General features: G+C 32.8%; 13 protein-coding genes, 1 pseudogene and 1 riboswitch. Of the genes and pseudogenes, 2 read left to right on the forward strand and 12 right to left on the reverse strand.

Features of this window, described 5'->3' with window-relative positions; genetic code table 11:
* Window positions 1–14: 14 nt before the first annotated feature.
* Complete coding sequence (locus tag ACFVR2_RS21460) at window positions 15–1292, reverse strand: MDR family MFS transporter (RefSeq protein WP_387366533.1); 1278 nt, start codon at window positions 1290–1292, stop codon at window positions 15–17.
* A 293-nt stretch (window positions 1293–1585) separates the two neighbouring features.
* A pseudogene (locus ACFVR2_RS21465) lies at window positions 1586–1855 on the reverse strand (ester cyclase); the annotation flags it as partial.
* A 283-nt stretch (window positions 1856–2138) separates the two neighbouring features.
* On the opposite strand from ACFVR2_RS21465, the gene ACFVR2_RS21470 reads away from it, so the two are divergent.
* Window positions 2139–2717 (forward strand): DUF2087 domain-containing protein, encoded by a 579-nt coding sequence (locus ACFVR2_RS21470; RefSeq protein ID WP_387366536.1) that lies wholly within the window; start codon window positions 2139–2141, stop codon window positions 2715–2717.
* Between the two features lie 73 nt (window positions 2718–2790).
* On the opposite strand, the gene ACFVR2_RS21475 is transcribed toward ACFVR2_RS21470, so the two are convergent.
* From ACFVR2_RS21475 to ACFVR2_RS21490, 4 genes are all read right to left on the reverse strand, one after another.
* On the reverse strand, window positions 2791–3660 hold the full coding sequence (locus tag ACFVR2_RS21475; protein ID WP_387366539.1) for a 5'-methylthioadenosine/S-adenosylhomocysteine nucleosidase: 870 nt from the start codon (window positions 3658–3660) through the stop codon (window positions 2791–2793).
* Between the two features lie 165 nt (window positions 3661–3825).
* A riboswitch (purine riboswitch) is annotated at window positions 3826–3929 on the reverse strand.
* 178 nt (window positions 3930–4107) lie between these two features.
* Window positions 4108–5070 (reverse strand): NAD(P)H-dependent glycerol-3-phosphate dehydrogenase, encoded by a 963-nt coding sequence (locus ACFVR2_RS21480; RefSeq protein WP_387366542.1) that lies wholly within the window; start codon window positions 5068–5070, stop codon window positions 4108–4110.
* 431 nt (window positions 5071–5501) lie between these two features.
* Window positions 5502–6485, reverse strand: coding sequence for a ketoacyl-ACP synthase III (locus ACFVR2_RS21485; protein ID WP_387366545.1), 984 nt, complete (start codon window positions 6483–6485; stop codon window positions 5502–5504).
* Window positions 6486–6678: 193 nt separating this feature from the next.
* Window positions 6679–7134 (reverse strand): GNAT family N-acetyltransferase, encoded by a 456-nt coding sequence (locus ACFVR2_RS21490; protein ID WP_387366548.1) that lies wholly within the window; start codon window positions 7132–7134, stop codon window positions 6679–6681.
* A 175-nt stretch (window positions 7135–7309) separates the two neighbouring features.
* Between ACFVR2_RS21490 and ACFVR2_RS21495 the strand changes: the two genes are divergently transcribed.
* Complete coding sequence (locus tag ACFVR2_RS21495) at window positions 7310–8428, forward strand: GerAB/ArcD/ProY family transporter (RefSeq protein ID WP_387366551.1); 1119 nt, start codon at window positions 7310–7312, stop codon at window positions 8426–8428.
* Between the two features lie 71 nt (window positions 8429–8499).
* Here ACFVR2_RS21495 and ACFVR2_RS21500 read toward each other — a convergent pair whose 3' ends face one another.
* From ACFVR2_RS21500 to ACFVR2_RS21525, 6 genes are all read right to left on the reverse strand, one after another.
* Window positions 8500–12042: a S8 family serine peptidase gene (locus ACFVR2_RS21500; RefSeq protein WP_387366554.1), complete on the reverse strand. Its 3543-nt coding sequence runs from the start codon at window positions 12040–12042 to the stop codon at window positions 8500–8502.
* 553 nt (window positions 12043–12595) lie between these two features.
* A complete protein-coding gene (locus ACFVR2_RS21505; RefSeq protein ID WP_387366557.1) occupies window positions 12596–13315 on the reverse strand; it encodes a nucleotidyltransferase domain-containing protein in 720 nt (239 codons plus the stop codon).
* A gap of 80 nt (window positions 13316–13395) precedes the next feature.
* The gene (locus ACFVR2_RS21510) at window positions 13396–13887 is read right to left on the reverse strand and encodes a quercetin 2,3-dioxygenase (RefSeq protein ID WP_387366560.1); all 492 of its coding nucleotides are present in this window, start codon (window positions 13885–13887) and stop codon (window positions 13396–13398) included.
* Between the two features lie 156 nt (window positions 13888–14043).
* Window positions 14044–14628: an ATP-dependent Clp endopeptidase proteolytic subunit ClpP gene (gene clpP, locus ACFVR2_RS21515; protein WP_335407964.1), complete on the reverse strand. Its 585-nt coding sequence runs from the start codon at window positions 14626–14628 to the stop codon at window positions 14044–14046.
* A gap of 30 nt (window positions 14629–14658) precedes the next feature.
* Window positions 14659–15378, reverse strand: a complete 720-nt coding sequence (locus tag ACFVR2_RS21520; protein WP_387366563.1) for a sigma factor-like helix-turn-helix DNA-binding protein — start codon at window positions 15376–15378, stop codon at window positions 14659–14661.
* A gap of 306 nt (window positions 15379–15684) precedes the next feature.
* Window positions 15685–16293, reverse strand: coding sequence for a DUF6944 family repetitive protein (locus tag ACFVR2_RS21525; protein WP_387366566.1), 609 nt, complete (start codon window positions 16291–16293; stop codon window positions 15685–15687).
* Window positions 16294–16424: the final 131 nt, after the last annotated feature.

A 16424-nucleotide genomic window follows, 5' to 3' on the forward strand; every position in this document is an offset into this window, starting at 1 on the left:
CAACTCCCTGTAAATTAAGAATTTATTCCAGCTGTCTGTCCCTGCTCCTGCAATATTTCTCCCTTAATTCTTCTTTCCAGTGCAGGAGTAATTCGTACAAATATAAGAATACCGATTACACCTAAACTCGTTAAAAAGAAAGATGTAACGAAATTTGATAAGTATGCACTTAGTGAAACAGTTATTGAGCAGATAAACATCGCTAAATTAAATGTTAAACCTGCAACCGCCATATAGGAACTCCTTGTTTCGTCAGCTGGTAAGTTAGCCATATAGTTTTGTTGAACGGGTACTCTTAATACTTCTGCAACTGTTGCAATGAACATTGCTATAAATAATAGCCAAATAGAGTTACTATATGAAATCACTGCATATCCACCAACAAATGCAATACAACTCCAAATTAACGTTTTACGATCATCCAACTTTCCTACAATTTTAGAAGCGAAAAGTGCCATTACGACTACTAGTATCGTATTTTCTGTACGCAGGAAACCATTCATTTCAATTCCACCAAATGTCCAGTTCAATAAATGTTGTGTATGAAAATCATTCGCTAATCGAATACTTATATAATTTGTTAATTGAAATTCCATTGAAAGCACTAGCAAACCTGCCAATACATAAAGAATAAAGAGCTTATCTTGAAAAACATCACGGTAATTTGAAATCATTTTTTGAGCGTGATGAGAAATCGTCTTTGTTTCCGTCTTTTCAGTAACTAAACTTTCTTCAACAAAGAACGTAATTAAGATCCATGTAACAAGTGACGCAACTGATAGCGCTAATAATAATTCAAATAAATATGATTTAAATAAAAATCCTCCAAGCATTCCACCAATTGCAATTGATAAATTGTTCGACCAGTACATGATTGAGTACATCAGCTTTCGTTCTTCTGGCTTACTCACATCTATTAACATTGCCTGATTAGCTGGCCCTGCAAGTCCCCAACAAATACTATTTAAAGTCATCATAAAGAATGTAATAAGAGGTGATGAATACCAAGGTGAATTACAAAACATCATCGTAATAAACGCAAGTAACCGAATTGTTTCGGCAAACACCATCGTCTTTTTTCGGCCAAACTGATCCGAAAAATATCCACCAAAAAAGTTCATAATAATTCCTATAAATACATTTACAAGCAAAAGTAATCCTGCTTGTTTTACCCCAAAATGCTTAGATAAATAAATCGCCATAAATGGAAAAATCATACTTCCAATTGACGAACTTAAGAACGATTCGAGTAATCGAATTTTTATATTTTTGTGAAACTTAAGTATCCCCATGTTGTTTCAACCTTTCTTTATCTATTGAATCCCCTTCGTTTTAAACTAGTACCAGATAAACTGATTATTTGCATGAAAATTCCCCCTTTTTAAATTTTTCACTCAATTAGCATAGCAGTTATTTTCGATTATGCCAATATGCAATCACCATACTTTTCTCCTATAAAAATGAGAAAAATTGGAATATCTAAAACAAACCAATTTGACTTGATTAAAAAACTGTATGAGTTTTGTTTTGTAAGGCTCCCAGTTCATATAAAATAGCAGCGTCACTATTTTCACACCACATTTCTTTAACCTCCTGAGCCTTCGAAGTAAAATATTAATATTCTGGTTTCTTTCACACGTTGATCTTCAGATGGTATATTGAACCATCCACCTTTATATGTCATCCAACCCGTATAACGTATAACTAATTTATCATCCTGCTCTATTAAGTCATCTATAATCCATTCATCATCATGAAATATAGAACGATACCATATCATAAACTCCTTCATCTTTACTTTTGAATTCTCACCATTTCTAGAGTGATACACAAAATCTTCAGTAGTAAATTCGTCTAATACTTTAAGATTTCAAACTGTGAAATATTCTTTAAACCACCTATTAGCAACTTTCAATTTATCAATACTAATCACCTATTCTGCCTCCTTCTAAACTACTTTTTTACTAGTGGATTTTTAAACATTCGATACATTCTTATAGTTATCCTATCTAATTCGCTAAATAAAAATATTTAGTATATATGAACTAAATTTACATTCTTTTAAAGCTAAATATTGAAACAAAAATCTAATTAGATTATTATCTAATTAGATGAATATAAAAGTAGGTGTTTATTAAATGCAATTAAATAAAATTGTAGATTTCCATAAAGCTTTAGGTGATCTTACCCGTGTACGAATTATTGCTTTACTGCAAAAAGGTCAATTAAGTGGGCAAGATATTGCATGTAAATTAGGTCTTAAACCACCAACGATTACTCATCATATGACAAAGCTCAGAGATGTTGGTCTGATTAAAGAGCGCCGTGATAAAAATACAATCTATTTCTCTCTAAATACAAAAATTTTAGAAATGAGTTCAAAGGCAATTATGACTGTAGGTACAGGAGGAGATTCCACTATGGAAATGTCAGTAACTGAAAATGAACGCTCAAGCATTATCAATAACTTCTTTACGAAAGAAGGTAAACTTAAAATTTATCCTGCACAGAGAAAAAAGAAATTAGTTGTATTAGCGCATATGATTAAAGGTCTAGAATTTGGAAGAGTTTATCAAGAGAAAGAGATCAATGAATATTTGAAGGAATTTCATGAGGATTACGCTACATTGAGACGTGAGCTTATTATGTGTCAATATATGTATCGCGAAAATAATCAGTATGAATTAAATCCTGTTGAATTATGGTGGTTGAAGTAAATCGATAGGAAATAAATGTACAATAAAATAGAAAAAGAGATACTTTAAAATATCTCTTTTTCTATTTAAAGTATTATTTACTTGGATTTGTAGAAATATATTTTTTAACTACTTCCATAACATACTCCTGACAAGCATCAGCTGTAGTTGGATCATATTTACCGCCATTTGTTTTATTGTTTGATAATACACGAATTCCTAAGAAAGCTACATTATACGCTTGAGAGATTTGAGCTGCAGCAGCGCCTTCCATTTCTTCTACTGAAGTTCCATATTTAGTATGGAACCATTTAATGCGATCAACTTCATTGTTCCAAACATCTGCAGATCCGATTGTACCTTCTACAACCTTACCTTTAGTGTATTTATTTTTTACTGCATTTGCAGCTGCTAATAAATCTTTATTACCTTCGTAAAAACGTGGTTTTTCAGCGTTTGGATCTTCACCTGCACTACCTTCTGAAGCCATTAAGTCCATTGGTTTCCATTGAGTTGCATCTATTCCTTGGTTTTCGTCTTTCGTTTCTGTTTTTAAAGAACCAATATTAGTTGTATTTTTACCTAATACGATATCAAAAACATTTAAATTTGGGTCATGACCACCAGAAGTTCCTTGGTTAATAATTGCGATTGGTTTATATTTTTCAATTGCAATCGCTGTAGCAGCAGCAGTATTTTCCATACCTTTACCTGTTTTTGCTACGATAACTGGATAATGATCTAAAGTACCTTTGTAAAATACGAAACTACCTGATTTTTCTACTTTTACGTTTTTTAACTTACTTGCAAATTTCTCAGCCTCTATTGGCATTGGCCCCTCAATCACGATTGGTTTTAATTGTTTTGATTTTGCTTCTACAGTATTCGTTTTAACGTTATAACCTACAAATGCTGAAACTAATAGTGCAGATGCTACTCCTACTAAACCGTACTTCTTTAACATGTCTTTTCCCCCTGTTGTTTATCACACTCGATGTTTTAGTCAAAAAAAATGATCTAGAAAATGTAGAACAATTTCTACCTTCTAGACCTACGAAAGTTAAAGTATAGATCAGCAATAAATCGAGTTTAATGCTAGAACTTAAGTATTGGCTACTTAAAATAACAGCCGATAACTACTTTAACTCGTAGTCTAGTTCTTTCATCGGGAACCAGGTAGAAACGCTCAGACCATATTACTGAGCATATACGAGTAATGTTTATGAATGATTACACTGCTAATATATCAAACTAAAAATATATTTTCAATACAAAATATGAACTTTTTTTACATAACAAGTAAAATCGTTCGTGTTTTATTTAAATTTTAGGTTAAAACAGTATGAAAAGTTAGAGAAAATAAAATGTTTAACCATTCAACATGAAATAACCGAAATAAAATTTCATCTTATTAAAATTCAAATTTTAGTGGTCTTAAAAATAATTCCTCTAAAGTTTCTTTCGCATTTTTATGCTCATAAATGATTTCAAACAACGCGTTACAAATCGGTAGTTCAACATCATACTGATTAGAAAGTTCCTTTAAAGCCTTAATTGTAGAAACTCCTTCCGCTAATTTATCAAATGGTTTTCCTTCAACAAATGCTTGTCCAAATTTTCGATTATGACTATGCATTGAAAAGAGTGTTGCCTCGTAGTCTCCTAAATGACTTAAACCGTAAATTGTTACATCATTTCCGCCAATTGCTCTTATTAAGCGAGAGATTTCTCTTGTCCCTCTTGCCATCAAGGAACCTTTTAAACTACTATAGTTTAATCCATCAAGCATACCAGCTGCTATTCCCATGACATTTTTTGTTGCTGCTCCAATTTCATTACCAATCAAATCTTGACCATAATAAAAACGAATTAATTCACTATTAAATTCTTTCGCAATCTTTTTTGTTACCTCAATATTTTCCGAACCAATAACCATGCAATTTGGAATATTTCTAACAAAGTCTTGTACATGACCAGGTCCTACCCAAACGGCTACATTGCTATTTTTCCCAACTTCTTCACGAAAGACTTGTGTCAGTCTTTTTCCAGTAGTAGATTCGATCCCTTTCATACAGAGGATAAAAGTTTTACCTTGTATTTCATTATATTGACTTAAGCGGTTTGCAAATGCTCTTAGCTCTTGGGCACTAATTGATATAATAATGACTTCTGCAAAAGATAATGCACTTTCTAAAGAGTTCGTTAACTCAATTCCATCTGGTAGGCTTAAATAGTCATTTTTTCTTGTCTGATTTAAGCCAATAAAATTTCTAGAGTTTTCTCTTCCCCATAAAACAACATTGTGGCTAACTCGATTAGCGTACCAAGCTAAAAAAGTTCCCCATCTACCGCAGCCTAAGACAGATACATTCATACATTGCTCTTCCTTCCAAAAATTATTATTGACTAACTAAACTGACCATTAAATCAAAAAAGAAGTCTAACTAAGTAACCTATTAGACTTCTTCTAACTGATGAAAAATGAGCTTGTCACTTAGTCTTTTTAGTAAAGTTGGTTGTGACTACAGCTTTTTATGAGTATGGTATTTTGTTCTTGCCTTTTTACTAACTCATGAAACTTTTATGAGTAACCTTTTTTCTTCTTTTTGCTTTTTTTCTTACTCATGAACCTCTCATGAGTAACCTATTTTCTTATTTTTGCTTTTTTACTTACTCATGAACCTCTCATAAGTAACCTTTTTTCATTTTCTTGCTGTTTTACTTACTCATGAACCACCCATGAGTAACCTTTTTTCATTTTTTTGCTGTTTTACTTACTCATGACCCCTTCTTCCTCATGCTGTTTTACAAAGTCCAATTAATAAGTAACCCGGCATGCGTTAATCCACCACCAAAACCATACAATAAAACCTTATCACCATATTTAAGTTTTCCTTCCTTCGCTCCCTTTGTTAGAGATAAAGGAATTGTGGCAGATGATGTATTTCCACAATCGACTAAACTATATAATGTCTTATCAATTGGAAATTCACTTCTTTCACAAATTGATTCAATCATTCTTAAATTTGCACTATGAGGGACAAACCAATCAACTTCATTTAACGAAGTCGCCCCTTTATCTAGTACAGCTTGCATACCTTTTGGAACTGTAGTGACTGCCCATTTATATACCTCACGACCATTTTGAATAATGTTACTGTTATAAATTATTTCTTCTCCAAACATTTGGTTTGATAAATTTGAACAATATAAATGTTTCCCTTTTTCGCCTTCTGATCCTAAGTAAGAGGAAATGAAGCTAGGCTGTTCCTCATCATACTCTACTAAAGCTGCACCAGCGCCATCACCAAATAAAATGCAAGTAGTGCGATCTTCATAATCGGTAATTTTAGACAAGGTTTCTGCACCAACTACTAAAATTTTACGATTTAATCCGGATGTAACTAATCCATTTGCCATATACAATCCATAAGTAAAACCTGCGCAAGCAGCATTTAAATCAATTGCCCCAGCATTTTTTATCCCAAGCTTTGCCTGAATAATTGAAGCAACACTTGGCGTTTTGAAGTCTGGCGTTAAAGTACAAACGATAATCATATCAACATCTTCAACAGTCTTATTGTATTTTTCCATTAAGTCTTTTATTGCCTTAAAACTTAAGTCACTTGTGTATTCATTTTCAGTTGCAATTCTTCTTTCTTTAATCCCTGTTCGTTTTACAATCCATTCATCATTTGTTTCAACTATTTTTTCTAAATCCTTATTTGTTAATACTTTTTCTGGTACATATGAACCTATTGCAGTGATACGTGCTTTCGAATTTTGCATTATGGTCACCTCAGTCATATTTATTAATCTCTTTTCAATATTATATCACCAGATATTAATACTAGGTACTAATTTTATTTTAAATTTTTTTGATTCTTTTAATTTATCGAAGGGGATTGATTAGTTAGGCGTGTATATAAAAGGTATTAAACTAAATAAAGTTGCTACAATAGCAACTCTACATTCAAAAATTTTACAATTCTAGTGTCATAAAAACACTATTAGGATCATCTTTATAATCTGCAAAAGGCTTACAATACTTAAAACCAAAAAGTTCATATAGTTTTTTTGCTGGATTAAATGCTTCCATTGAACCGGTTTCTAAACTAATTCTTTTGTAGCCTCTATTTTTTGCCTCTTTGATAATGTGCTGGAGCATGCACCTTGCCACACCTTTTCTTAAATGAGCTGAAGAAGTTCTCATTGATTTTACTTCTCCTTGTAAAGAGTCAAGTTCTTTTAGTGCCCCACATCCAACTAATTCACTTTGTTCCCATACACTCCAAAACGTTATTTCCGGTTTCTTTAATCCTTCAAGATTTAAAGCATGTATGCTTTCAAGTGGAGAATGCTGTGTCATACCTTGTAAATGCTCACTAATTAGGTTAGCAACTTCAGTTCCAGTTAAATCATCAACCTTAATTTCCACGCAATAATCACCTCAGTCTTCTTTTTTATGATTGCAATTATTATACTAAATTTTGACAAACTTCTAACTTTTTTTTGTCACAAAAAATAACTTCATTAACTCTTAAATAAAATAGAATTTTATGGAAAAAATAATGATCTAGAAGAAAAATTAGAAGTCAAAAGAAGGAATTCAAATGAATCGTAAATTAAATATAAGTGGTTTTCAATTCTTTTCTATGATTTTTATGTTTGGGGTCGGTGCTTCTCCACCAGTCGAAATATTTGCTAGGGCTAAACAAGATGGATGGATTAGTTTAATCATAGGACTCATAACAGCTTGTTTAATTTTTGCAGTGTATATTAAATTATATTCATTATTTCCTGATCTCCCTTTAACAAAATATATTCAAATTATTTTAGGAAAATATATTGGGAAAATATTTGCATTAATATATATCTTATATTTTCTTTATATCGCTGCACGTGCTTTACGTGATTTTGAGGATTTATTAACAATCACTCTATATAATGCTTCTTCTCTAATTTCAATCGGTTTAATCATGATGTTATTAATCATGTATGCAATGTCTAAAGGACTCGAAACATTCGCTCGTTCATGCGAATTTATTCTTATCATGATTATGTTTCTTATTTTTATATTTATAGGATTTGAAATCATTTCAAAATTAATAAAAATTGATAATTTAAGACCCGTTTTAGAACATGGATGGACACCTGTATTTAAGGCTTTCCCAATTTCTTTAACCATTCCTTTTGGCGAAATCCTTACATTTACAATGATTATGCCACATTTAACTAAACAAGATTTAGCAATAAAAGTAGGAATACCTGCCTTATTATTTTCGGGACTTATATTAACCTTATTTGCAGTTTTAAATACTGCAATATTAGGTCCATCTGTTATTGAAAGAGCAACCTACCCACTTCTAACATCTGTTAGTTATATTAATATTGCCGATTTCATCCAAAGATTGGATACTTTCATTGTTGTCATTGCAGTATGCAATGCCTTTGTAAAAATTACAATTTACTTTTATTGTGCGGTATCTGGGGCTGCAGATTTATTTAATGTAAAGAAAACTGAGCAGCTAGTCTACCCAATTGGCATTATTACTGTTTTAACTTCCTTATGGGTAGCTTCTAGTTTTCTTGAGCACCATTTAGAAGGGATCCATTTAGTACCGTATTTGCTTCACATTCCACTTCAAATAATTATTCCGGTTAGTTTATTGCTAGTTCTCCTAATCCAAGGAAAACTAAAAAGTAATAAAGAAGACTTGAATTACAATTAAGGAATATTAAAAAGACAAAACAAAAGGCTTCAGTTTTCACTGAGCCTTGTTTATTATTTTTTAATTTAATATTATTGAGTAACCGTAATAGTTTTAGGTGTTGTTGTTACTTTAAAACCATCTTTCGTAACAACATCTACTGTAACTGTATATGTGCCACTTGGAAGATTTTTTTCTGGCGCCCATTGTGTACTAAAAGTATGCTCATTTTCGAATGTAGACGAATCTACAAGATTTCCTTTAGCATCTTTAATATTAATCGTCCAGTCTACTCTGCTATAACCATATAGTGAAATTCTTGCCGGCTTAGATGCGCTTACACCAGTAGATGGAGAAATACCCCAAGTTACCATCGCCATACTTTGTTTATTATAGCTTTGGTCTCCCCATGTTGTCCAAGCATTGTTTCCTGCATAATCATTATATCTGAATACCATACCTTTTGGTTCTGTATTAACCGTTAGTTTCGTTTCGCCTGGTTTAAGTTCATAAAATGTTCCATTTACATAAATATCCGCATAGTTAAAGTCAGTTGCATTATCAGTCGCTTTAAATGTAATATCATATTTACCGTTGTTTGGTGTTACCTTAATATCAGAAATTTTTGGTGCAACTGAATCCACGATCATCGGCATTTTAACCGTTTGTGGTCTAGCGTTTGGATATGCTAACGTCGTTTTAATTACGTAATAGTACGTACCATCTGGAACAAAATTTCCAGATTCGTCTTTCATATCCCATTGATATAAATTAACATTATAATCGCCATTAAACATAATGTTTTTATTAAATTTCCAAGGCTCTCCAGTTCCAGTATACTCACTGAAGTCACCTAAGTATCTTAGTTGTTTTCCAGCAGAATCTTCAATAGAGACCTCAGCTTTATCTAAGTTACGTAAAACCGCCATTCCTCCAAAGATACCTTTGTCAATAGCGTTTGGCGAGAAAGCAATATGGTTCATATCAAAGCCTACTCCATTGTATCCTAATGGTGCCCCGCCCTCTGTATTATCATTCCAAAGTGCTGTATGACCTGCAAAAGAATCTTTTTCCCAAGCTGGAGCATCGATGTTACGCGGCTCATCCCATTTTCCATAAAATCCCATATAAGGCATAGTGATCGGTACAGCTTTATCTTGGTCTTTTGCTACTGGTACAAGACGAACATATCCTTCTACAAAACTATTTTTCTTTAATGAATCTGGTAATGATACATTAACCGTTAACATTTTTGTTTGACCTGGTTTGATTTTCAATGTAGATCCTGTTTTATCTGTTACGATATTATCATTTACAGTGACTTTTGCACCCTTAATTTGTTCACTTGATAAAGTTAAATAATCTTTTGAATCTAATTGTCCATCATGATCAAAATCAAATTGCTTTGTTTCTGTCTTATCTTTTAATAAATCAACATATACATTGTATTCAATATCAGCACTATTATTTTTCCCTTTAGGTGCATCAAAAGCTTGTACGTTTAATTTAAAGCTTGTATTTTGTCCGATTTCCTTTAATGCTACCGAACCAGCCTGTTCTAAAGGTGCGTTTCGATTTGTCACAACAACTGGTGTATTAATCGCATTTTGAATTTGCATTAAACCAGACCCTTGAATACGTGGTGAATATGGAACTTCACTATTAGTTCTTGGATCCATAACGATTTTAGATGTATTCATTAATGCAATTTTCGCTTTTAAAACTGTATCTTCTGAGTGTTTTAATCCCTTTTCATAAAGTGACTGTAATACTAATGCTGAGCCACCTGCAACGTGCGGTGTCGCCATCGATGTACCACTCATTACTTGATAAGCATTTCCAGGGATTGTTGAGTAAATATTTCCACCCGGAGCCGAAATTTCAGGTTTAAAATCTAATGTTGGAGTTGTACCCATTGATGAAAAATAAGACATCGTATCTTTATCAGGATTATCTACCCAATAATCGCCGATATTTTTCATACTTAAATATTGACCACTAGGCATTTTACTCATTTTATCTAGTAATGCTTGTCCGATTGATTTACTTGTTGAAGCAGTTGGTGTTGCAGATGCAGTTACTGGTAGCGTTACATAATCAGGCCAGTTTGAAGGTGGGATCATTATAATAGCCTTCGCTCCTGCAGATTTTGCAGTAAATTGAATACTCGAAACAGTACTATATGAATTTAAAAGTTTAACTACGGCAATATAATTCGTTTTTCCTTTTGGATAATTAGCCGCCGTTTTTCCTTCATTAACGTATACCAAATCATAGTTAGTATTTGGTAATAGATTATTAGATACATTGAAAGCTTGTCCATATTGAGAATGGTCTTTGAATGGTACTGCTAAGCTTCCATCTGAAATTGCGTTCATATGAATTTTAGAATTTTCAAAGGAAGCAACTGATATAGCAAATGGACTTACACCAGGTGAGCCAACCGTTCCAATATCAGGATTTTCCGCAAATGGTTTTATTGTTGCAGGTGTTAGAAAAGCTTCCGAACTGAATGCTGAATTTCCTGCTGCTACTACAACTAGCGTACCTTTTTCTGTCGCATTTCTGATTGCTTTTTGAATTGGATCATAGTTTTCGTCTACATAGCCTGCATCACTACCTAAGCTCATGTTGATTACATCTGCGCCCATTGTAACCGCATGCTCGATTCCTGCGATAATATCGTCTTCCATAGCCCCGCCGCCATTATCAGAAAATACTTTCTCTGCTAATAGTTGTACACCTGGTGCGATTCCAGCAACTCCGCCATTCGCATCATCACCATTTGCTCCAATCGTTCCAGATACGTGTGTTCCGTGTGAGCTACCTTTTGGTCCAGGAATAACATTCGTATCGTTGTCTGCCCAGTCATATCCAGATGGTACTTTATCTGAATACCAAGTTTCATTTACAGCTGTTGTTGTTGCAAACTGGTCAAATTTATCCTTTGTCCATTTTTCTTTTGCTTTAGCTGCATCTGATAGTGTCAGATCTTTATGTTTCCAATCAATACCAGAATCGACAACTCCTACTACTAGGCCTTCCCCTTTATAACCATATTGTTCCCAAACCTTTTGAGCTTGTACTAATTCTTTACTTGCTGCCATTGTTTCGTGGAATGTTCTAGCAACTGATACGTGCTTAACGCCAGGGATTGACTGGATATCTTTTAAATTTTTATATTCTGTTTCAACACTAAATCCGTTAAAACCTTCAAAATAGCGATGTTTTACCTTAAAATCAACATTTGATTTAGAATTTTTTTCTTTTGAGATTTCATCAATTACATTGTCTTGCTTTTCTTTAAACATTGCTTTTTTATGTTCAGGTGTAGCTTGCTCACTATCCGTAGGTTGTTCCACTTCAACGATTAAATGAACTTCTTCATCTGGTTTATACGTTTTTGTAACATCTTGTTTTGTAGCTTCTTGATTGTTGCTTTCTTTATACAATGAGTTTTCTTGAGATATATCTAAATTATTCTTAGTAAATGTTCCTTGTTCAACCATTCCTTCAGTTGAATCAGTTTGAGGTGTAACGTTATCGTTGTCTGCAAAAGCTAATGATGTAAAAAGTAATGATACTAAGGCAGTTGTAGACATAACTTTAAACGCTTTAAATTTTCCGTTTTTCATAACAACACTCCTACAATTATATTCTGTATTTATTTAAATCCACATTGGATCTATAGAGTAATAGTTAAATATAATAACAAACTTAAGTTTTCCTATTCATCTGATTTTCGTGGTTGTTAATTAAATACAGTTAAATTGTACATCTGACATAAACGAACGTATATTGGGGGAATCTACTTAGTTCTTTTACAAAATTTTTCATCATATTTATACATAGAAATGTCAGATATATGCAAAAAACATGTTATTTCATGGAAAAAAAGATATTTTTTTGTCGGATTTTTTATATTTTGACCGAAAAAATAAAACTGAAAATTGGGAAAAATAAAACAAAATAAATAATTTTTTAGCAAGAATTCGATAACCTTGACGAAAAAACAGGAGAAATTACCTACTATATTACAAGAGAAACATCGATAAATTATGAATTTTATTATCTTATTAAGTAAGTTTAATAGTTTAATGTAAGTATTAGCTTATAAATCTTTCCAAAATAAAAAGAGTCATAAATATGACCCCTATTACTTAACATGCATACGATTGAATTACAAAGCTACATTTTTCCTAAAGAAAAACCTTCAAATATCTGCCCTCCATATGGCTGCAAAACTTCATTCACTAATTTGATAACCTGTTTCTTTTCGCCTGTCGTATAAAATAAATCAAAAGCTTCTACAAAACAGTTAGCAAATTCTTCGTTATAATTTCTCAATGAACGTACGACCCATTTTGATGAACCAATCCATTTACAATTTGTTCTTAAAACGAATTCGCTTACTAGTTCGGCTAGCGTATTGGCTATAAATATTTCTTCCGCTCTTTTAGAGGAACCCTTAAAATCATTTAGTGCATCTGTAATAAAATATCGCTTTATTTTGTTTGTATCCTCTGACCATTTTTCTGGACCTTTTTCTAACAAATCATTTGCTTCTTTTTTAATATCCTCAATTATTCCTTCATCCTTTAAGATTACACCCTCTGAAACCATCCTCGGTAGTGAAGGCCTAGCTCTCTCATAATCACTTTTAAAAAATTGTTTATAGGATGATAGATTATGTACAAAAACTTCTATGTCCCAACTAAACTCATTTAATGACTCTCTATATGAAGAGCTAAGACTTTTATCAAAAATAACGATATCAAGATCAGATGTTTCTGTTGCCTCCCCGCGTACTACGCTACCCGCTAATAATGCTCCCTGACAGTTTGGAAAGTACTTTTCAATAAAATGTTGTGCTGCTTCAATTGGGTTTAACTTATTTATATGCTTCATTATCGTATCCTCTTTTCCTAAGAAAACCTTTTAATTAAAGAATACATAAGTTTCCAAGGAGAACATAGTCTCTATTAAATTTATAAACTCGGATAAGAAATTTTATATTTTATTGACACCTCGATCAATTTCTGAAGTTTTTCAGCTGAAGGAGGACCTTCAGGCTTTTTGAATCCTTTATAAAATGGAACAGATAGCTCTTTTACAAATTGATCAAAACCTGATGGATAAGCAGTAACAAGGAATTGAGTATTTTCAGAGCGCACTTTAAACGTATGAGGAATTCCCCGAGGAGCAAATACATAATCTCCAGCCTTTGCTAAAATTTTATGATCACCAATAAAAAAAGTCATTTCTCCTTCTAATACATAAAACGTTTCATCTTCTAATTCGTGTATATGAAGAGGAGGTCCACCATCTTTTTTACCATTGCAGTGCAAGACGCAAAAAGCTCCGTTTGTATCTTCTCCACTTACTAATATGGAAGTAAAGTCATTCAAAAAGAAGTAAGTATTATCTTCTGTTATACCTCGGTGCATAAAGTTAGCTATACTCTTTTGTTCGAATGTCATTTTTATCCCTCCTCTACTTAGACATATGCAGTTTGAAATTGAACTTATAACGTACTAATTAATGCTATTCATAAAAATTTAACATATAACTGAAATTTGGTTAAATGCACAAAGAAAGGCTAGCATTGCTAACCCTTCTTCTCTGAAAAATTTAAGTTAATTATTAGGATACAGAATCTCATCAATGATTCCATACTCTTTCGCTTCTTCTGCACTCATAAAATAATCTCGATCTGTATCCTTTGCCACTTTTTCAACTGACTGGCCTGTTCGGTCGGCAATTATTTGATTAATATGTTCACGTAATTTTAAAATACGACGTGCTGATATTTCAATTTCTGTTGCCTGGCCTTTCGCTCCACCTAATGGTTGATGAATCATGATTTCGCTGTTTGGAAGTGCAAAACGCTTCCCCTTTGTTCCTGCTAATAAAAGCATTGCGCCAAAAGATGCTGCCATTCCGGTACATATTGTTCTAACATCGGGTTTAATATATTGCATCGTATCGTAAATAGCAAATCCTGCTGAGGTTGATCCACCAGGACTATTTATATAGAGTGAAATTTCTTTATCAGGTGCATCCGCAGCCAAAAATAGTAATTGTGCAACTACACTGTTTGCTACATGATCATTTATTTCATCACCAATAATAATAATTCGATCTTTTAACAAACGGGAATAAATATCATATGAACGTTCACCACGATTAGATTGTTCAATTACATAAGGAATTGTCGTCATTTTAAAATCCTCCTTAAAAGCGTTAATTGGCTATGCAGCCATGCAGAGAGTGCTTGAAGGAGTTTGAGTTCGAGCTGATTGGAAATTACCGAATAGCATTTTAGGACTTTCAATAATTCGATCAAAGGAAGGGATAGCTTGAATTAAGACGGTAGGGTCTTGAACTTCTAAAGCTATATGAAAAAGTTCTTCAAGCTTCTCCCGTTCTTCTTCATTCCAAAAATTTTCAACGAAAAGTGATTCTTCTTCTTTGTCAGTTTTATCTAGACGCTTTTTCGCTCGATGCAGGCTAGATTTTATGGCTATTTCTGTTGTTCCTAAAATGCCTGCAATTTCCTTAGATTTATATTGAAATGCTTCTTTTAGGAAAAAGATAACTGCTTGTTTTGGAGTAAAATGTTTTAGTAAGAGCTCAACACTATTCATTTTATGATCAACCGGATGATTGACTGCATATTGGGAAAGTTCTAAATCAGGATTAATCGTTTCTTCTTTTCTTTTTCGTAAAGTATCGATCCAATGATTGTAAGCAATTTTATTTAATAAAGCCGAATTCATTTTTTCTTTACTATAGTATTTTATTGCTTTAAAAATGGATTCCTGAGCAATATCGTCACCGTCCCATTCATTCTGGGCTAGAAACCGACAATATCGTTGCAATTTAGGATAGAACTCCTTCCAATAGAATTTATCCGTCTCTTCATCCTGTTTTTCCTTTTCTATGCTGTGAAGACTAAACTTACTAGACATTAATGTTCACTCCTTTATTCACACTCTCTACCTTATAAACGGAATAGAAGTATAAAAAGATACGGGGGTAAAAAGTTTTTTATTTAGTTTAATTTATGTAATTTTAATTAAAACTCTTCTATCTTTATTTTTTTCTACTTTTAATGCATTTTAACATTAGAATGATAACTAACAACAAAAAAAGCGTGAAAAATTTATCCACACTTCTGTCCATATTTTATTGTATTGATTTTAGGATTAAGTGTTTAGCCTACGGAGCATGAGAAACTTCGATAAATGAAAGTATAAGTTCTACTTTCTCTCCACTTAATTGGTCCCTGCTACTTCTTTTACTGCTCCAATTACTGAAATAACAGAACCAATTGCTTGGATCCAACTTCCTGTTGCTACCAATACTTCGGACTCGGATTGTCCATTACTTTTTTTTAGATATTCCTCATAATAGCTAAGCTTTTTTTCATCCTCTTTAATATCATATAGTGCTTCTGACCAACCTATTGCTTGCAATAAGTTACCTATAAATTGTGTTAAGCTACCTACAATGTTTTCGGCCTGACCCGGGAAAGGAGTAAGTTCAATTGCCTCTCCAATATTAGCTCCTAATCCTAAAGCTTGTAACAAGTTGCCTGCAATGAATAATTTATAGGATGCTTCTTTTCGTATATCAAATACTAGTCCTGAGAAAACAATAACATTACCACTTGCTGTTATTTCTTTTCCAATCCCTCTAAATAGAGTGCCCTTTGCTTCAGCATCAATACCGTTTCCTGTAGCCTGCAAAACATTTCCGACTATCGATAAGTCATCCCGAACACTACTTTTTATATAATTGGACGGCGTAGAGCCAATTGCTGCTGTTATTGTTCCAATCGATACAATCACAGAGCCCACTACTGCTTTTGATTCGCCTCCCATTTTAACCACCAACCTGCTAAATGTAACCTTTATCGTAGTATTATGAATGAGGGTCCGATTATGTGCCTATTTTAATGTAACAGTTTCTTCTAACCCCCCCTTTAAAAATGTGATTTAAAAGTAATCGTGTG

The organism is Gottfriedia sp. NPDC057991, from assembly GCF_042886615.1.
GTDB lineage: Bacteria > Bacillota > Bacilli > Bacillales > Bacillaceae_G > Gottfriedia.